The sequence below is a fragment of the Paenibacillus wynnii genome (assembly GCF_000757885.1).
Lineage (GTDB): Bacteria > Bacillota > Bacilli > Paenibacillales > Paenibacillaceae > Paenibacillus_AQ > Paenibacillus_AQ wynnii.
Map to the genome: position 1 here is coordinate 283,933 of NZ_JQCR01000001.1, position 18,144 is coordinate 302,076.

The window sequence follows — 18,144 nt, forward strand, 5'->3', positions numbered from 1 at the left end:
ATTTAATGACCAAAGTCACTTTATTCAAAGGGGGAGGGTCTCATGCTCCGTAATTCACGTAAGCAAGCGCTCAAAGAACATATTTTTATGCACGCGATGAAGCTATTTACCGAAAAGGGCTTTGATCAAGTAACGGTTGATGAAATTACGCAGGTCAGCGGGGTTGCTAAAGGAACCTTTTATAATTATTTCCCGAAAAAAGAAGCCGTACTTCTATACTTGGGACACTCACAGATGGATCTGCTGCAGGAAAGTGCTCAAAAGCATGCTGTGCTGCCGCAAATTCAGGATCGTTTGCTTGAGATCTTTTGCGATTTGACACAGCGTTACTGCGAGCATCCCGAATTACTTCGCCTAGCCTTATCGGAGATGATTCGCACCCCTGCACTTATGAATAAAGAAATGGAAAGCATCAGACAGTTTCATACTGCTTTACTGCCTTGGTTGGAGGAAGCCAAAGTTCTTGGAGAAATGGCGCCTCACTTGGATACGTTGCTCGTAGCGACCTTGCTACAAGGTGTTTATTTCCACTCCCTAATGGAAGCGATAAACGGTACTAACACTATAAATACCCAAGAGATACGGGATCGATTGCAGCTGCAGCTCGAGTTAATCTGGTTTGGGTTAGCTCCAAGAGAAGGAGGTATCAGGGCATGATAATGAGCATCGTCTCTATAGCCGTCGTCCTTCTCTTCCTGCTGGGTGCTCTGCATATTTACTGGGCTTGCGGCGGGAAGTTCGGAAGCACGGCGGCAGTTCCTGTCCGAGAGGACGAGTCGGGAGGTTCACCCGTTTTTGTCCCGGGAAAGATCGCTACGCTAATCATTGCCTTCCTATTGGGGGGAGTCGCCTATGCGCTCTCCGTGCAATCCGGATTGATTGTTGATTTATTAGGATTCGAGACACGGATCTACCTTTACCTGTGCGCTATCTCTGGTGGTGTTTTCACCTTACGCTGCATAGGTGATTTTCGCTATGTCGGATGGTTTAAGACTGTTCGAGGGACGCGGTTTGCTACTATGGATCAGTTGTTATATACACCGATATGTCTGTTTTTGGCGATTATATTCACCTTCACCTGCTTCGGAATTTCTTAATAAGTGAGGAGGAAATACGATTAACAATACATTTCATATTGAAGAAACGACCGTTGTTAAACTCCGAGAAGCTGACGCTCCAATATTGATTGCGGGTGGAGGAATCGCTGGGTTGGCGGCTGCGATTGCACTTCATCGTCTGGGTATTCCGATTCGCGTACTGGAGAGTTACCCTGAACTTAAGCCGTTGGGAGCTGGACTCATCCTCGCACCTAACGCACTCGAGGCTATAAGCCGTTTTAGCCCGAACCTTACGGCCCAAATTATAGCTGAAGGATATCCGGCTAACGTATATAAGATTAAGAATGATCGCGGCAGTGTCTTGTCTGAAGTTAAGATTGGCGAAGGCACCTCTCCTTCTTATTCGCTAAGTCGACCGGAGCTATACAAGCTTCTGATGGAGCAATTACCTGAAGGGACGGTAACCTTTGGCTGCAGAGCCGTGCGCATTCATAATTCGCTGCCAACTGAACCTGTCCAACTGGAGTTGGATAACGGTGAGATGTTGGTAGCAAGGGCCGTGATCGCCTGCGACGGGATTCATTCGGCGATCCGCAGCCAATTGCTTCCGCGAATTCAGCCGCGTTATGCCGGTTATACGTGTTGGCGAGCGATCATTCACGCACCGGAGCTTGCAGAAACTATGCCTCAGACTTTCACGGAGACTTGGGGAGCAAACGGACGATTCGGCTACGTCCCGCTTACAAGAGGGCGCATTTATTGTTATGCACTTTTCAATGCACCCTATAAAGATCCGGCTTCGATGACCCTCACTCCTGCCGGACTACAGCGGCGGTTCGCGGCATTTCACTTTCCGATACCTCAGCTGCTCGAGCAACTCACAGCAGACTCACTAATTCATACGGACCTCATGGATACCCCTGCTTTGCCCCGATTTGCCTTTGATAGAGTTCTGCTGCTTGGTGATGCGGCTCATGCGATGACCCCTAATCTGGGTCAAGGCGCCTGCCAAGCCCTCGAGGATGCCGCCGTCCTCTATGAGTACATGCAGCGGAAGGGTACCCTACAATCTGCATTCACTGCTATTGAAGGGGCGAGAATGCAGAGAAGTCAGCGTATTGCCAAAGCATCCTGGAGGATAGGGAAAATCGCTCAGTTGGAGAATCCCTTCTTCTGTCGAATACGCGATATTCTGATGCAACACACGCCTTCCGTTATAGCCAAGAGGCAGATGTCTTGGTTATACCATATGCCTAAATCCAGCTCATAGAAGGATAAAGTAATAGCACTTCCCCACATACTTCCCACATATTTATTTCTTATAATCAGTTCTGTAGTTAATATATATATGGCCATTCCCGTAATATTGGCTGAAACGATTACCGTGACTGGATTCCTCGTTGTTGCACATATCGCTATGATCTTCGGAATGGTTAATCCGGAAATTGTGAATGGTATGGCCGGAATGCCTGGAATGAAATAATTAAAAAGGTAAACAAAAAGACTTCGAATATAAATTTGAAGTCTTTTTTACATCTTATTTTTTGCCTCAAGATCTCACTTTGTTGAGAGTTCACTTTCGGTTACCCACATATGATTTTTCACTGTCTCTCCACCGGTTGTCGGATTGTAATCAACCATATATACGGTAGTCGGTTCGGCTGTATCAATTGTTGCTACCGCTTCCTTCATGCCAGGCATGTGATCAGCCTCTAATGTAACTTCCGCCCCTGGCTTCAGAGCCTCGCTACCTGCATTTTTAATCTCTTCATGAATAACCCATTTATGATTCTTCAATGGTTCACCACCCGTTGTCGGAGTATACGAAACAGCATAGACTATCGTATCATAAGCACCCACAATCGTGGCTTCCGCACCGTTCATACCTGGCATATGCTCTGATTGGACAATCATTTCACTTCCAACAGGGTAGGTCGGATTATTCGCCTCTTTTAACCCTTTAGGAACCTCACCTGAAGTAGAATGCTCCATATCTGTATGGTTCATGTTAGATGGTTGTTGGCTTGGGTTATTTCCACATCCGGCTAGAGCAAAAATGGCAGCAACTACAATGAAGAACATTCGAATAAACAACACTCGTTTTTTCATTTGTATACAATACCTCTCTTTTCCTTAAATTTATTCTTATACAAATGATTACCCACTTAGAGTGATAAAGACGGAGGGTTAATATATATAGTTGCACAACGTACACTTATATTTCTCCCTTAGCACACTTTGGGGTGTTTAATTGCACTTTATACACTTATTTTTGGGTATTCCGGGGTTTAATCGGCATATTCGTGTTTTTAGTTGCACAAAGTACATCTATCCATACATCCGAGCGCCAAAAGCTGGGAATAAGTGTGTAAAATACATCTATTTCACTGACTACCTCCGAAACGGGTAGCATCAAGAAGTGTGTATAAGCAGGTAAAGTATCTACTTTGAACTCGTTACCTCGATCCACTTAGTAACTACTGCGGCAAGCTTCTCCCTATTAGCCTCCACATCACTCCGATCCGTAAACTTGATAATAGCTCTGTCGGCTGTAACCCATTCTAATAAACCCGTGGTGTCTTCAAAAAGAGTTCCATTCCCTCCTGCATGTTCATTTTTTTTAGCGCCGCAATGAAAAACAAGTCGAAAAAATCCTTTTCCTTGAAAATTAAAAGTCACTCGATCTTCGTTATTGAAACAGAAACTCGGCGCATTCCACTTTATATGTTCCGTAATGAATTCATTGGCGCCTAAAATGATGTTTCGAACTTCCTCAATTTCTTTCTTTAATGGATGTTCTAGATGGTTCAAAAATTCAACGACTTGCTCATGACCAGACTTCTTCATTATTGTTCATCCTTCCTTTAGCAAATAGTTTATTTATAAGTTATAACATACATAATTTACTTATTGAAAAAAAAGGACAAGCCCCATAAACAGGCTTGTCCTTTTTTACTATAAATTAGTCTACCATTTTAAGATAATTCTTTTCATCTACAACACGTCGCGCTGTAACATAACGATCTTTGTAATAAGTATCCGACAACTTGCTTATTCTTACTCCCTTACTGCTTGAGGAGTGAGCGAATTGATTATCACCTAAGTAAATTCCCGCATGAGAGATACCCGTACCCAAGGTATTAAAAAACACCAAATCTCCTGATCGCAAATTCTCTTTTGTCACTGGTGTTCCTACTTTTGCTTGTGATTGGGATGTACGGGGAAGATTATCCACATTAAACTTTTTCAATAAATACAAGATAAATCCAGAACAATCAAACCCTGCGGAAGTGGTTCCACCCCATAAATACGGTGTTCCCAGTACCTGATTCACTTCACTTTCAAGCCCAGCCTCACTTGCAAATGTACTGGGTACAGCGGTAGTGAATATGATTGCAGCTCCTAGTAAAGATAAGATGACTTTCTTCAGAACCTTGTTCTCCCTTCAATGCCTACGGAGTTAGCTGAGGATTCGGTTAAAGGTTCCCTATATTCTCTTGCACACAAGAATAATTCACCCGGATTGGTTCCCCCGTTTTCAAAACGAAATTCGGCAGTTGGTTAATATTTTGTAACTAATTACACTTTAATCTATCATGAAAGAATCTGTCAATCCTTTCAAAGATTTTATAAAAGAAACAAAAGTGTAATAATCGGCCTATCTCAGTCCATATTTACTTCTACATACTTTCTACATATTTATTTCATATAATTAGTCCTGCAGTTAATTTATATAAGGAGGAATTTAAACAATGAACATGACACACTACATGTCCTTGCTTATGGACAACCAGCCATGGAATCTAATCATTTTTATGGCGATACCGGTAATTCTGGCTGAAACGATCACAGTAACTGAATTTTTTATCCTTTTTAACAAAAGCATTCAAGGCAGCTTGAAATCTTTTAACAGAATCTGCAGCATCATTGCTGGTCTTTATTTTACAGGCGTGTTCTTATATCTGTTCCCTACTGCTTTTGTTCCTTTAACTGTAAATGGAGAGTGGCACACTTGGGTAGACGTAGTGGCCGTTGGATTTTACTTGAGCGGCGTATTCTTCCTGTTACCTCTTGCTCTTCTTGATCTTGGACTTATCGGCCGTAAACGATCTGAAGAAGGAAAACTTAAACTACACTTTATTCTCGTCAGCGGTTTTCTAGTTGTAGCACATATCGCAATGATCTTCGGTATGGTTAATCCGGAAATTGTAAGCGGAATGGCTGGTATGGGCCATTAATATAGCAAGACTACTAAAAAGACTTCGAAATCATTTCGAAGTCTTTTTCGCATTTTATTTATTTAACCCCTGTATTTGTTTGCGCATTAGTTCATTCTGATCTTTCAACTCTGACAGCTCTTGCTGAACTTGTGTAATATCAACCTGATTCTTATGAGACCCATGGCCATGACCTCCACGCATACCAAACATCATGAATATCATCATTAACGGACAAATTAGAGTCACTAACCAAGACCATTCCATAAGTTACCCCCTATATAAATCTATTCTTTATAATCTTATTGTAATGAATGACTGTGTAGAAAGTATGTTGAATCATTGTTTTTTCATCCAGCTTAGGCCGATCCATTTCAATACTAGATATAGAATTAAGGTAATGAGAACAGCACAGAATAAAAATGTTTTTACATAACCACCAAATTGAAGAAGAGATTCGCTTCGGAAAGAAACCGCCGATAGGGCCATACACATTACACCCATTCCCATGAAGAGAATAGCAATTAGCCATTCTATTTTTTTCATGTTCTTCCCTCCCCATTGTCCGGCAGCAGAACAAATTGTATCTCAAACCGGGTGCCTTCTCCTAATTTACTGGAAACCTGTAATTCTCCACCCTGTACCTCAACTAGTTTTTTCACAATGGACAGGCCTAATCCAGTACCTCCAAATTGGCGGGAACGGGATTTTTCTACTCTATAGAACCGTTCGAAAATATAAGGCAGCTCTTCTTCAGGAATACCTATCCCAGTATCCTCCACAATTAAGGTTACCCGTTTGGAGGTATACACCAAATGAACATCGATGCCCCCTTGCTCTGTATAACGAATGGCATTCTCCAGCAGATTTAGTACGATTTGCTCCATTCGTTTCCCATCTGCATGAACCAATGATGCCTTTCCAGATTGACTGTTGGTTAGTCTTAGGCTCTTATCCTTTGCCTTCAATTCAACCTTCCTGACGGCCTGTTCAACCAACTCAGAAAGATCGATTCGTTCGAATACCAGTGAAATTTTGCCTTCTTCCATCTTTGCCATATCAAATAAATCATCCACTAAATGCTGAAGCCTTACGGCCTCTTGATAAATAATGTCCAGATAACGATCTTTCTCTTCCTCGGTTTCGTATAGCTTATCTTTAACTACCTTGGAGTATCCCTCCAAATAGGTGATAGGAGTTCGTAATTCATGAGAAATGTTAGAAAATAACTCTTGGCGGGTATCTCGGTAGTGCTGGAGATCAATCGCTAAATCATTTATGGCATCCGCTAGACTTCCGATTTCATCTTTACTTTTGATTTCCAACCGGGTTTCAAGTTCACCTCTTGCAATTTTACGGGTCGCCTTTTGCATTTGTAGAAGCGGTCGTGATAACACTTGGGCAATAATCCACGTAATTCCTAAGGCTAACAAAAATGCTCCCGTACCGGAAAGGATCAGTAAGTTTCGTACCCCTGATAAAGATTGTTCCATTTGTTCCGTAGAGGACATTACATAAAGAGCCGAGGTAATAACTCCACCAGCAGTTATCGGTTGCCCGGAAACAAAATAACGATTTCCCGATGGATCTTCATACAGTAAGCTAACCTTTTCCCCAGAAAAAATCTTCTTAAGATCTGATGCCCGGATAAAGGTTCTGTCTGTGGAATCATGCACCCCTGAATGGAGGGTTACACTTCCACTTTCCAATATATTAAAAATACTAACATTTGAAAATTCCGCAAAGGTCATCATCGTTTGCTCCGATGTAGTATCGGCGGCATTTGCCATAACCGTAAAGTGAGAGGTGATCTCCTCCGTTTCTCTCCGCATTTCGGCAGAATAGAAATTGGTGAACATTCTATCTATAGCAAAGCCCAAGAATAATATAACGATCAAGAATACCGAAATGATCACAAGACCTAATTTCAAACCGACCCGGTTACTTCTCATTCTATTTCTCCGGAAACATGAAATTTATAACCGACTCCCCAAACCGTTTGAATCGGATTATAACTCATACCCGCCCTTTGCAGCTTTTCGCGAATATTCTTAATATGGGTATCCACAACCCGAATCTCACCCTCGTAATCGTGTCCCCATAGCCTTTCCACCAGTTCTTCCCTAGTAAAGGCACGCTGACTGCTCTGGGCTAACACAACGAGTAAATCGAACTCCTTTTGGGTGAAATCGATTGTAAGATCTTGAATACGCACCTCCCTGGCATCCGGAAAAATGCTTAACTGTGGAAATTCTATCACCCATTGCTGAGGTTGTAAGACTTGAGTGATCGTTGATCTACGGATTAACGAATAGATTCTGGCCAATAGCTCTTCAGGTTCAAAAGGTTTAGTTAAATAATCATCCGCACCCATTCCAAGCCCATGAATCTTGTCTTTCGTTTCAGTCCGTGCTGTGAGCATCAGAATGGGTACCGTTAAGGTCTCCCTAACTACCTTACACACTTGCCATCCGTCCATATCAGGCATCATTACATCCAGCAGGATGATATCAAATTCATATTTCTTAATCATGGATAATGCCTCTAAACCCGTTGAAGCTTCTTGAATACGAAATCCTTCTTTCATTAAATAAATACGCAGTAAGTTTCTCATATTCCATTCATCATCTACTATTAATACCTGAAGTTTCGACATCATGCCCACCTTCTTTATTTTCTGATTAATGGCCGGAATGAGGGTTACCGCCAGAAGCTGGAGAAATCTCCAACATATCATCAATTTCACTTTGTGCTGCTGCAGAGATAGTATTTGCATCACCAGTTATCCAAGCATGATTATAGGGACCTTCTGCCGGCGACTTTTGAAACTTCGGTTGAAGAGTTGCTGTAAACTCCATTACGGGGTCCGGCATCCCATCCTTATCTGTAAAAATCAACGGAGCATGTTTTCCTAAATGACTAAATGGAGCCGCCGCGATAGCCAGCATAGTGGAATCTGTCGTCGTAAATGAGAAGTTATGTCCGGGCGTACCGATTCCCCAGCCAAACTCATTCCTTGTGTCTTTAAACTGGGCAAAAGCGATCGCGTTTTCATAAGGATCATCCCCAGCTATTCGTGTTACCTTTCCATACGTCTTTAATTCATCTTCAACCTGAGCAGATATAACTGATTTTGGACCAAGTACATAGATAGTCGCATTTCCCGCACGCTCCTTCAGTGCCGCAACGGTTGGTGCAGGAATTTCCTCTTTTTTCACATACAGTAAAGGTTCAGGCATATGGGCTATCCAGTTTACAGCAGGCAGCGTATATTCTGGGCTGTCCATGGACCCGATAATTACAGCCTGAGGGAGCTCTCCAGCAGCTTTCGCATAATAGGCATCAATTGCCTTAGCTACAGCCGCCGGTTCGTCACCTGCAATCTTATCGGTTTTCATTTTCAAAGATTTCAATTGTTCTTCAACGCTTGCCGCTACAGGGCCCACAATAACGATTTGAATATCATTGTTGCCTTCTGCACCCCTTGGTTTCAGACGCTTAAGCTCATCCATAGTAGCTGAAGGAACACTCTCTTTATCGAAAAAGAGAACCGGTCCATTGCTGGGATGATGAATTAAATCGGTGCTTACCGCAGCGATCTGCCAGTTGCTTACATCCGTTAAGACAACACTGGAGGGTCTGTTGTTATCCGTCTTTGCTGTCCAAAGCGTACGAGAGACCAGAACCGCCGCCTCTATGGGATCGGACGTGTTAATACGTGTTGTATTCTTTGTGCCTATCCAAGGTACGGAGACGGAAGTATCACTGGTTTCTTTGGTTTCAGCTTTAGGCGCTTTATTGCCTGTTTGGCAGCCAGATAAGACTCCACTTATCAACAACGTCAATGTGCCTATAATTAAAACCTTTTTCATGTTATTCCCTCCGTTTTGTAATTTCTCATTTTTATTAATCCTACTTTACCCAATAAATATGTAGAAACTATGAAGTACAATGGAACCAAGGCTAAATGGACACAGTATGCCGCATTAATTTCTAGCCAAACACGCTTCGCAATGATTACTCTTCTAACGATAAAATATATTGTACTGTAGCTTTGTCCGATATAGCCGGGATTTGAAATTCGAGTTCATAGGTTTCAGCACCTTTTCCTGTAATGAAAACCCAATCCCCTTCATCCACCTGTTCCAATGCTTCCTTGATGGCTAAAGTTCGATCAGGAATTACCAACCCTTTTGGATTCAAATCGTAAAGACTTTGTTCCATTTCATGATATGTAACCCCATCTAAATCATCAAAAGTAAGAATACTCACATCACTTAATTCCTGGGAAACATTAACCATTTCTCTGCGTTTACCGGTGTCCCTATTTCCCCGAAATCCAAAAATATGAAAAACGCGTGTAGCACCGGCTTCTTTAGCTGTTTGCAAACAATGATTAAAGGCTTCAGCCGTATGCGCATAATCTATGACGATAATAGCTCCAATGGGGTGTTTTAAAATTTCAAATCGGCCTGGAACCCCCGGAAACATTTCTAAAGCCTTGATGATGCTACTACTGGAAAGACCCATTTGTCGAGCTGTTAAAAAGGCCATAGAGGCATTAAGAACATTGTGAAACCCAAGTATTTTTAGATTCAAGTTATAGGTCTGATTGGCTTCCACAATTTGTGTAGAACCAGTGGTTATACATCTATTAACTTTCAAATCATAATTATCTTCATCACCTAACAAAAGGATATGCTCATCTCTAAGGTTCAGCCGCGGTATGAGCTTCTTTCCCCAATGGTTATAGTGGTTTACTATAGCTTTTCCCTCAGGTTTTAGTTGATCGAACAAACCAGCCTTTACAGAAAAATACTCATCCATATCTTGGTGGTAATCAAGGTGATCTCGATCCAAATTGGTAAATAAACAGTAGTCAAATTGCATTCCTGCTACTCGGTATTGGGTTAGGCCTTGGGAAGAAACTTCAATAATTGCATACTCATCTTCACTTAGAGCAAGCTGCCTTTGTAATTCGAGAGCGTCAGGAGTGGTGTTTTTGGTAGAGAATACTTGTCCATTTACAACATTATTCAGACTCCCAAAAAGGGAGCAGGTCTGACCGCAAGCTTCCAGTATAGCCTTTAGCATAAAGGAAGTTGTCGTTTTCCCATTAGTTCCTGTTATGCCGATAACCGTCTTTTTTTGTGAAGGATTACCGTAATATAGGCATGCTATTTGAGCTAAAGCTGATCGGCTGCTTGGAACTTGAATGTAGGGAACTGTTAAATTCGTTAAATCCTTTTCCCCTACAACTACACTTACTCCAGCTTCTATAGCTTTATCAATAAAATTATGCCCATCCACCTTAAATCCAGGAATAGCAACAAATATCTCGCCTGTCTGTACAGTGTTCGAGTTAATGGAGATCCCCTGAATATCGATATCCGGAAAATGAATATTTTTCCCAGTTCCTATGTGATCTAATAGTGCGTATAATTTCAACTACACTCACTCCTACAATTTATGTAATATAGAGTATTCACAAAATGTAAGGGTTATATTTACGCTCTCAGATGTTATCCATGGTTTATGACGAGCTTACGCAAAGAGAACTTGACCTTGCAAGGCTGCTTATAGAGGGATACAACTCAAAGCAAATTTCCGAAAAATTATTTTTGACTCAGGGAACGGTAAAGAACTATCAACATAAGAACTGTGATACACCGTTCGTCATTTCCCCCACAATCTCGGGGGACATCCCTCTCTCAGATCCTGACGGTTAAGAAATTTAGAACTCCCTACTAGTGTAGTTCGTTTATAAAAAGGGATAGCCCTAAAGCCGAGTGGCCCTGGGGCTATCCCTTTGATAATTTATTGGGACAAATTCAGAATTTCTTGTTTCATTCTTTCATTTTGCACTTTCAGCTCATTATAGTCTTGATGAAGGGTCCAATCCGTTTGTGATTGATTGGAATGAGAACCACGACCATGCATTCCTTTCATCCCAAACATCATATATACCATCATCAGCGGACAAATCAACAATAGCAGCAAAGACCAATCCATTTGTATTCCTCCTCTGTAAGTTGCTTTCTTTTCATATTTTCATTGTAGAAGGATCATGTGTGATTACCATGTAGAAAGAGTGCGTATTTCAAGGACTTATTGAGCTTTGATTGAAATCATATTAACTTCCAATATGTGATTGTTGTACACGCCAAAAAGCCCCTATATAATCCTTTATTAGGAGGGGACTATGAATAAATTTAAAATTTATGCTATATTGCTATTGTTTCTGTTACTAAATACAACCATGATAAGCTCTATTGTCAGTGCTGCACCTGTTCTGAAATCCGGGAGCCAAACAGGAGATGTATGGGATCTCCAATATCGGTTATCCACACTAGGTTTTTATACTCAGCCTCTAGATGGAAGCTATGGTGTACATACAAAAGCCGCCGTTTTTAAATTTCAAAAAAAATACGGATTATCGCCCGACGGTATCACAGGAGCTCGTACTTGGGAATTGCTTAAGAAACATTCCTTAAATATATACGAAATGGACATCCTGGCTAAAATCATATACAGCGAAGCACGAGGCGAGGCCTATAAGGGGCAGGTTGCTGTTGGTGCTGTGGTAATGAACCGGATTCAATCTAACCTGTTTCCAAATCATATAAAAGGTGTTGTGTTTCAACCTGGTGCATTTACGGCTGTAGATGATGGCCAGTATTGGCTCATTCCCAACAGGACTGCTTATTTAGCTGCTCTGGATGCTGTTCGCGGATGGGACCCGACACAAAATTCACTCTATTATTTCAATCCGGATACAGCGACTAGCAAGTGGATTTGGTCCCGTCCTCAAAATCTTAAAATAGGGAAACATATTTTCACTAGTTAAGTCCATGGATTCAAAAATCTTTTAAAAACCCGAAGGGAATTTCCCTTCGGGTTTTTTCGAGTTTTTATTTGAACAAGCTCTGCCCGTTGGTTTCAATCACTTTTTTGTACCAGTGGAACGACTTCTTGCGGGTTCTCGCAAGCGTCCCCGAACCGTCGTCATGACGGTCTACATAGATGAAGCCATAACGTTTCTTTAGTTCGGCGCTTGTTGCACTGACTAGGTCGATGCAGCCCCAGCTTGTATACCCCATTACTTCCACGCCGTCCGCAACAGCTTCCGCGACCTGAACCAAGTGATCCTGCAAATAATTAATCCGGTAGTCGTCCTCTACTGTCTTTTCGCCGTTCTCTTGCGTCACGAGCCGGTCGACGGCGCCAAGGCCATTTTCCACGATAAACAGCGGCTTCTGGTAACGGTCGTAGAACGCATTCATGATATAGCGCAAACCCTGCGGATCGATCTGCCAGCCCCAATCGCTCGCTTCCAGATACGGATTCGGTACTCCGCCCAGCAGATTACCTTCCCCTCTAATCTGCTTGTCGGGGTCGGCCGTTTCGCAGGTGCTCATATAATAACTGAACGATACGAAATCCACGGTATGCTTCAGGGTCTCTTCATCTCCCGGTTCGAAATGAATGTTAATCCCGTTCTCTTTGAAATAACGTTTCATATAACCCGGGTAATAGCCTCTGGTATGGACATCCGCAAAGAACATATTTTTATGATCACTTTGCATGGCCTTGATTAGATCGTCAGGATGCGGGGTGAGCGGATAAATCGGCATACTGAGTACCATGCACCCGATTTTGAAGTCCGGATTGATCTCATGCCCCATCTTCACGGCCAGAGCGCTTGCCACGAACTCATGGTGAATCGCCTGATACAGATCCTGCTTGCTCAGCTTCTCCTTCGGAGTATTGATCCCGCCGCTCATAAACGGGAATTCCAGAATGGAATTGATCTCGTTAAAGGTCAGCCAATATTTCACCTTGTTCTTATAACGGGTAAAAATCGTCTTCGCATATCGCGCGTAAAAATCAACCAGCTTGCGGTTAACCCAGCCATCGTATTCTCTGGCCAGATGCAGCGGCGTCTCATAATGGGAGATGGTGACAAGCGGTTCGATGCCGTATCTATGACACTCGTCGAACAGGTCATCGTAGAACCGCAGGCCTTGTTCATTCGGCTCAAGCTCATCCCCTTTCGGGAAAATCCGAGACCAGGCAATGGACGTTCGGAACACCTTGAAGCCCATTTCCGCAAACAGCTTGATATCCTCTTTATAACGATGATAGAAGTCGATCCCGATCAACTTCATATTATCGTCGGTAGGGACTTCCGTGGGAGACGTCTTAATTCCATGCGGCATGACATCCTGGGTGGACCACCCTTTGCCGTCTTCTTGGTAAGCCCCTTCAAGCTGGTTCGCGGCTACCGCGCCGCCCCATAGAAAGCCTTCCGGAAATTGTAAACTCATTTTCTTCCCGCCTTTGCTGTTGTGATAAAATAGGAAATACCGCTCTATCTCGTATCCTAAACCTTGGAACGCGTTACACGTCAAGTATTTTCATGCGAAAGGAGAATAAGCCGATGTCCACTCTTGCCAGAATTGCTAGGCTGTCGGGCTTTTCCAAAGCCACAGTGTCCCGAGTTCTGAATCACTCCCCTCATGTCAGCCCGGAGACCCGTGAGAAGATTCTCGCCATTATGAAGGAGAAGGACTATGTGCCCAATCGGAATGCCATTTCTTTATCCAAAGGCCAAACCCAGCAAATTGGCATGATTACCATGGACCTCAACGAGCTTATCCTGCGCTTTATGAACGGATTCGTAGAAATTTCCGGCCGGCACGGGTTTCAGACCATTATTTATACCACTGGCGGAGATAAGGAAAAGGAGCTTCAGGCCCTCGAGGATCTCAAAAGAAAAAGAGTCGACGCCCTGCTCATTCTGACCTCGGTGAACGATAAGAATGTCATCTCTTCCTACTGTAAATACGGGCCGATCGTGTCGTGGCAGCGCATGGATCATCCGGATATACCGTCTGTTGCCATGAATCAATATGACGGATATGCCCTCGCTATGGAGCATTTGATTGAGAAGGGCTATACGCGTATCGCTAATGCCTTCGGCCGCCCCAGCAGCATCAACACTCGGAGCAGACGGCTGGCCTATGAGCAAATCATGGCTAACAACAATCTTCCCGTGATCGAGAAATGGTATTACTCTTCTATTTATAGAATCGTTGACGGAGAGCAGTTGATGCAGTCCCTGATGGGCGAAACAGACCGGCCGGATGCAATTCTGTGCTCCAATGATTTGGTGGCAGCGGGCGTTCTCAGCGAAGCGCGCAGGCAGCGAATAGACGTGCCCAGAGATCTGGCAATCATCGGTTTCGACAATTCAGAGTTGTCTCGGACCCTCGGAATCACGACCGTTCGGAATCCGATTGCGGGGCAGGCGGAGAACGCTTTTCTTCTAATGGCTCCAGCGCTGCTAGGGCGGAACATGGAGCTTCAACCGCTGTCGTTCAGTCTGGTGAAACGGGAGACAACGTAGTGGCGATGAATGATCGATCTAATTGGACTTACATTTGGACCAGAGGAACATGTCTGGGCTGTTGTATGTCATAGGTATATTCCCAATTTAACTCCTACCGGATTTACCCTAGTTCCCAACCGGGCAAGTATTCCTTGGTGTTCAGCAGCATCTCCTGCATTAAATCTCTGGCGTCCCGGACGCCGATGGACACGAGCGGATCGGCCGAGAAGGCCCGGAAGGCGAGATTCGTATCTTGGTGCAGGCCCGCCTGCAGCGTAGTCTCCTGATTCGCGACATGGCGCAGAACCAGCGATTCGACCTCTGCGGGCAAGCGGCCGGCAGCAACCGGTGTGATCCGGTTTTGCGACAGCACGGCATTGGTTTCTACTACTGAGTCCAGCGGGAAGCCGCTCATTTGACCAATATTCGGAATATTCACATTGGTAACCAGATCTCCGAGGCCTAGTAGCGCTTTGATCTGGAGCACGCCCTCCTCGCCCGAACCTTTCAGCTTTAACGGCTCGTCTCCATTGACCATCCGTTCCGATTGCTCCATCAGCCGAATCCGGTTCTCCTTTCGCCAGGAAATCGGTGTCAGGTTAAACTTCCAGTACGCAATATCCTCTGGCGACCCTAAATACGCTTTACCGCAGAATTCGGCCAAATGACGATCACCGGCTGCCGCGATAATTCCATACCGAAGGAACAAGTCAAATTTGACGCGATGAGCCGAGTCGAAGTACTGATTCATCCAATGCTCCTTTTTCTGCTTCGTAAAGCCCTCCTTATAGTATTTTTGGGCAAATTCCTTATAAAGCGGCAGCAGATCCTTTCCGTCGTACTCCGCCCGGTCGATCCAGGTGAAATGGTTGATACCGAGCACATTCGTTTTGATCTCATCTCGACGAATCCCGGTAATACCCTTTAAGTCTGCCAGCATATCCGCAAGAAGCTTTTGCACCTCAAACACCTCATGGCAACATCCAAAGGCCTTTACTTCCGGGAATACCTCGTACAGCGTTCTCGTGCACAGAGTCATCGGATTCGTATAGTTGATCACCCATGCTTCAGGACAGAAGGACTTGATCGCTTCCGCAATCTGGACATAGATCGGGATAACCCGAAGGGCACGAATCATTCCGCCAGGGCCCACAGTATCGCCAACCGATTGATAGATTCCATACTTCTCCGGTGTATGCACATCGGAAGCCATTTCATCAAAGGTCCCCGGCACGATCGAGATGATGACGAAATCGGCGCCGCGGAGAGCCTCCTCCAAGGTGTCCACGGCTTCATAACGCCACTCTCCTTGCGATTCGGGGAGCAAGGTCAACCGATTTCCAATGATCTCATTCCGCCGGGCTGCCTCCTTATCGATATCATACAGCTTGACTGTACCGGACAATTCAGGGCTCAGTGCCAGATCGCTCATCAATCCCCAGGCCCATCCGCGTGAACCGCCTCCGATATAAGCAATTTGCAGTTCCTCTATACGATTTCCGTTCTTGATCATGTTCAGTTCCTCCTAGAGTTTGTGTATAGAGATTCATTTCATATACACAGATTATCAAAATAATAGTTTTTTTCTCCGCATATAAACGCTTATTTCCCATTAATGCCGCTTTTTTTGCTATAGTTAAGTCAAAAAATAAATGGGCTCGAAAGGAGTATTCCGATGTCGCTCCCGCACCTTCCGAACTTACTTCGCTTTGGTGAAAATAAAGACCCGTTCCACGTCGAATTCGACCGGAGAACGGGCCATTTCTCCATGGCAACCAACCATTACCACAGCGATTATGAAATTTACTATTTATTTAACGGCGAACGCAATTACTTTATCAAGGACAGCGCCTATCATGTACATCCCGGAGATCTGGTGCTGATCGATTCTAACGCGGTGCATAAGACCTCTGACTTGGGCGTTGCCAACCATGAACGAGTCGTCCTCTATTTCACGCCGTCCTATTTCGACGGGTACTCGCCGGAGGAACGGGAGCTGCTTCTGGCTCCCTTCTCCCAAGGCAATCCACTAATGAGTCTTAACCTGCAGGAGCGGATGCAGGTGGAAGATTTATTAGCCTCCCTGCTCACAGAGCTGAACGAGCAGCCTCCCGGCTACTGGCTTCACATCCACCATATGGCAGGGGAACTGCTGCTGTTCACGGCTCGCAGTTTCTGTAAGCGAGGTGCTCTTCCTGACTATGAGCCGACTCCCGTTCAGCGGAAAATTTCGGACATTGTCCGTCACATCAATCTGCATTTCAACGAACCACTTGAGCTGAATGACCTGGCCCGTCAGTTCTTCATAAGCAAGAGCCACCTAAGCCGGGTGTTCAAGGAGGTCACCGGCTTCGGCTTCGCTGAATATGTCAACATCACCCGGGTGAAGGAAGCGGAGCGGCTGCTGCGCGAAACAGACTACAGCGTCACCCTCGTGTCCGAACTCGCCGGCTTCGACAACATTTCTCATTTCGGCAAAATGTTCAAACGGCTGTCGGGCCTAACTCCCAGAGCTTACCGAATGCTGGACCGACCGGATGGAAGAGGCGGGAAAAAGACTAAGCGGGTTGTTTCACGTAAAGCATCCGATAAATTAGGACAGCCACCCGAGCGCGAGTGAGGTTATCTTTGGGATGAATGCTCCTTCGTCGCAATAGCAATGAATCCTTTTTTTTCACTATCTATCAATTCTTCCGAAAGACACCGCCCAGCAAAAAAGAAGCCTCTTCTTCCGCATAACAGGCTTAGACATGTCTTTGGTGATGTCTTGTTCCCGTCTACTTCCAAAAGGCTTCTTAAATAGAAAGCTGTCTCTACAGCTAATACTGTCAATGATCAGCTTTTTAATTTTTATTATCGAGCATAACCAACTTTTCAGTCGAGTTTTTTGCTGTGTTTTTTGTTGTATGTACTACTTGTACGATGTTTTTATAAGTTTGTTTTGACCCGAATACTAACAAAGGAACACCAATGAAGTCTATTTTCAGCCAACGGGAAAGTAACCCGCCGATAGTCATGGAAAAAGGCACTGTAGGGGAAGTATTGGATAGAATTATTTTTTCGTGTAGAACATTCTCCTTTTGAAGCATTTCGATTAAATTGTACAATCCTGGGACAAGTATTTTTGATCTGCCTCTACCCACTGTATAGACTTTATTTCCTTCTTCATCTAATCCGTGGAAGTACAACTTCCCCCTATCCTTATAGGTCAGCTTGTTGTAATTGTGAGAATGTAATATTTCATCCGTTGTTGGTTCGCGATTCTCATCTAACTTTTTGAGATGATAGGCAGCAGCCATTGCCGTAGTATGAGTACCCCCGAAATCGTTATATATAAAAATCATATTATATACCTTCCCATTTCATAAGTTTAGATTAATCTTATTAGTTTTCCCGATTCATAATTTCATATTCACCAAAAACAGAGTGATTCTTGATGTAAGAGATTTAGTATGATGCGAGATATATATATAAAAAA

22 protein-coding genes and 1 riboswitch are annotated in these 18,144 nt (G+C 43.9%); of the genes, 9 read left to right on the forward strand and 13 right to left on the reverse strand.

Annotated elements, in window-relative coordinates:
• Positions 1-42: 42 nt before the first annotated feature.
• The 4 genes from PWYN_RS01410 (at position 43) to PWYN_RS30250 (ending at position 2,541) form a co-directional block, all read left to right on the forward strand.
• Positions 43-657 (forward strand): TetR/AcrR family transcriptional regulator, encoded by a 615-nt coding sequence (locus tag PWYN_RS01410; protein WP_036647629.1) that lies wholly within the window; start codon positions 43-45, stop codon positions 655-657.
• Entirely contained in the window at positions 654-1,097 is a 444-nt protein-coding gene (locus tag PWYN_RS01415; protein ID WP_036647631.1) for a DUF3995 domain-containing protein, read from the forward strand. Before PWYN_RS01410 ends, PWYN_RS01415 begins: the two co-directional genes overlap by 4 nt.
• Positions 1,098-1,182: 85 nt before the next feature.
• Positions 1,183-2,328 (forward strand): FAD-dependent monooxygenase, encoded by a 1,146-nt coding sequence (locus PWYN_RS01420; RefSeq protein WP_276203397.1) that lies wholly within the window; start codon positions 1,183-1,185, stop codon positions 2,326-2,328.
• A 78-nt stretch (positions 2,329-2,406) separates the two neighbouring features.
• Complete coding sequence (locus PWYN_RS30250) at positions 2,407-2,541, forward strand: DUF6803 family protein (RefSeq protein ID WP_276203398.1); 135 nt, start codon at positions 2,407-2,409, stop codon at positions 2,539-2,541.
• Between the two features lie 74 nt (positions 2,542-2,615).
• On the opposite strand, the gene PWYN_RS01425 is transcribed toward PWYN_RS30250, so the two are convergent.
• The 3 genes from PWYN_RS01425 to PWYN_RS01435 all read right to left on the reverse strand — a co-directional run bounded on the left by PWYN_RS01425 (position 2,616) and on the right by PWYN_RS01435 (position 4,488).
• The gene (locus PWYN_RS01425; protein ID WP_036647636.1) at positions 2,616-3,167 is read right to left on the reverse strand and encodes a YdhK family protein; all 552 of its coding nucleotides are present in this window, start codon (positions 3,165-3,167) and stop codon (positions 2,616-2,618) included.
• Between the two features lie 333 nt (positions 3,168-3,500).
• Positions 3,501-3,905, reverse strand: coding sequence for a DUF1801 domain-containing protein (locus PWYN_RS01430; RefSeq protein WP_205622725.1), 405 nt, complete (start codon positions 3,903-3,905; stop codon positions 3,501-3,503).
• 115 nt (positions 3,906-4,020) lie between these two features.
• A complete protein-coding gene (locus PWYN_RS01435; protein WP_036647640.1) occupies positions 4,021-4,488 on the reverse strand; it encodes a C40 family peptidase in 468 nt (155 codons plus the stop codon).
• A gap of 4 nt (positions 4,489-4,492) precedes the next feature.
• Positions 4,493-4,624: riboswitch (cyclic di-AMP (ydaO/yuaA leader) on the reverse strand.
• Between the two features lie 186 nt (positions 4,625-4,810).
• Here PWYN_RS01435 and PWYN_RS01440 point away from each other — a divergent pair.
• Complete coding sequence (locus PWYN_RS01440) at positions 4,811-5,296, forward strand: DUF6803 family protein (RefSeq protein WP_036647642.1); 486 nt, start codon at positions 4,811-4,813, stop codon at positions 5,294-5,296.
• 54 nt (positions 5,297-5,350) lie between these two features.
• Here the strand turns inward: PWYN_RS01440 and PWYN_RS01445 are convergent, their stop codons facing one another.
• The 6 genes from PWYN_RS01445 to PWYN_RS01470 form a co-directional block, all read right to left on the reverse strand.
• Positions 5,351-5,542, reverse strand: a complete 192-nt coding sequence (locus PWYN_RS01445; protein WP_036647644.1) for a DUF2933 domain-containing protein — start codon at positions 5,540-5,542, stop codon at positions 5,351-5,353.
• Between the two features lie 72 nt (positions 5,543-5,614).
• The gene (locus tag PWYN_RS01450; protein ID WP_036647646.1) at positions 5,615-5,821 is read right to left on the reverse strand and encodes a hypothetical protein; all 207 of its coding nucleotides are present in this window, start codon (positions 5,819-5,821) and stop codon (positions 5,615-5,617) included.
• On the reverse strand, positions 5,818-7,227 hold the full coding sequence (locus PWYN_RS01455) for a sensor histidine kinase (RefSeq protein WP_036647651.1): 1,410 nt from the start codon (positions 7,225-7,227) through the stop codon (positions 5,818-5,820). Before PWYN_RS01455 ends, PWYN_RS01450 begins: the two co-directional genes overlap by 4 nt.
• Positions 7,224-7,931 (reverse strand): response regulator transcription factor, encoded by a 708-nt coding sequence (locus tag PWYN_RS01460; protein WP_036647652.1) that lies wholly within the window; start codon positions 7,929-7,931, stop codon positions 7,224-7,226. The genes PWYN_RS01455 and PWYN_RS01460 overlap by 4 nt, the downstream gene beginning before the upstream one ends.
• A 25-nt stretch (positions 7,932-7,956) precedes the next feature.
• Positions 7,957-9,147 carry a cell wall-binding repeat-containing protein gene (locus PWYN_RS01465; RefSeq protein WP_036647654.1) on the reverse strand — a complete coding sequence of 397 codons (1,191 nt, stop codon included), beginning with the start codon at positions 9,145-9,147 and terminating at the stop codon, positions 7,957-7,959.
• 145 nt (positions 9,148-9,292) lie between these two features.
• Complete coding sequence (locus tag PWYN_RS01470; protein WP_036647656.1) at positions 9,293-10,723, reverse strand: UDP-N-acetylmuramoyl-L-alanyl-D-glutamate--2,6-diaminopimelate ligase; 1,431 nt, start codon at positions 10,721-10,723, stop codon at positions 9,293-9,295.
• A gap of 80 nt (positions 10,724-10,803) precedes the next feature.
• On the opposite strand from PWYN_RS01470, the gene PWYN_RS30530 reads away from it, so the two are divergent.
• The gene (locus PWYN_RS30530) at positions 10,804-11,004 is read left to right on the forward strand and encodes a helix-turn-helix domain-containing protein (protein WP_205622726.1); all 201 of its coding nucleotides are present in this window, start codon (positions 10,804-10,806) and stop codon (positions 11,002-11,004) included.
• An 88-nt stretch (positions 11,005-11,092) separates the two neighbouring features.
• Here PWYN_RS30530 and PWYN_RS01475 read toward each other — a convergent pair whose 3' ends face one another.
• Positions 11,093-11,287 carry a DUF2933 domain-containing protein gene (locus PWYN_RS01475; protein WP_036647658.1) on the reverse strand — a complete coding sequence of 65 codons (195 nt, stop codon included), beginning with the start codon at positions 11,285-11,287 and terminating at the stop codon, positions 11,093-11,095.
• Between the two features lie 247 nt (positions 11,288-11,534).
• Between PWYN_RS01475 and sleB the strand changes: the two genes are divergently transcribed.
• A complete protein-coding gene (gene sleB, locus PWYN_RS01480; protein WP_240479664.1) occupies positions 11,535-12,122 on the forward strand; it encodes a spore cortex-lytic enzyme in 588 nt (195 codons plus the stop codon).
• A gap of 64 nt (positions 12,123-12,186) precedes the next feature.
• On the opposite strand, the gene PWYN_RS01485 is transcribed toward sleB, so the two are convergent.
• Complete coding sequence (locus tag PWYN_RS01485) at positions 12,187-13,602, reverse strand: glycoside hydrolase family 1 protein (RefSeq protein WP_036647662.1); 1,416 nt, start codon at positions 13,600-13,602, stop codon at positions 12,187-12,189.
• A gap of 113 nt (positions 13,603-13,715) precedes the next feature.
• Between PWYN_RS01485 and PWYN_RS01490 the strand changes: the two genes are divergently transcribed.
• On the forward strand, positions 13,716-14,684 hold the full coding sequence (locus PWYN_RS01490; protein WP_036647664.1) for a LacI family DNA-binding transcriptional regulator: 969 nt from the start codon (positions 13,716-13,718) through the stop codon (positions 14,682-14,684).
• A gap of 103 nt (positions 14,685-14,787) precedes the next feature.
• Here PWYN_RS01490 and PWYN_RS01495 read toward each other — a convergent pair whose 3' ends face one another.
• A complete protein-coding gene (locus PWYN_RS01495) occupies positions 14,788-16,179 on the reverse strand; it encodes a family 4 glycosyl hydrolase (RefSeq protein ID WP_036647666.1) in 1,392 nt (463 codons plus the stop codon).
• Between the two features lie 162 nt (positions 16,180-16,341).
• On the opposite strand from PWYN_RS01495, the gene PWYN_RS01500 reads away from it, so the two are divergent.
• The gene (locus tag PWYN_RS01500) at positions 16,342-17,286 is read left to right on the forward strand and encodes a helix-turn-helix transcriptional regulator (RefSeq protein ID WP_084146552.1); all 945 of its coding nucleotides are present in this window, start codon (positions 16,342-16,344) and stop codon (positions 17,284-17,286) included.
• Between the two features lie 223 nt (positions 17,287-17,509).
• On the opposite strand, the gene PWYN_RS01505 is transcribed toward PWYN_RS01500, so the two are convergent.
• Positions 17,510-18,010 carry a DUF3189 family protein gene (locus PWYN_RS01505; protein WP_036647669.1) on the reverse strand — a complete coding sequence of 167 codons (501 nt, stop codon included), beginning with the start codon at positions 18,008-18,010 and terminating at the stop codon, positions 17,510-17,512.
• Positions 18,011-18,144: the final 134 nt, after the last annotated feature.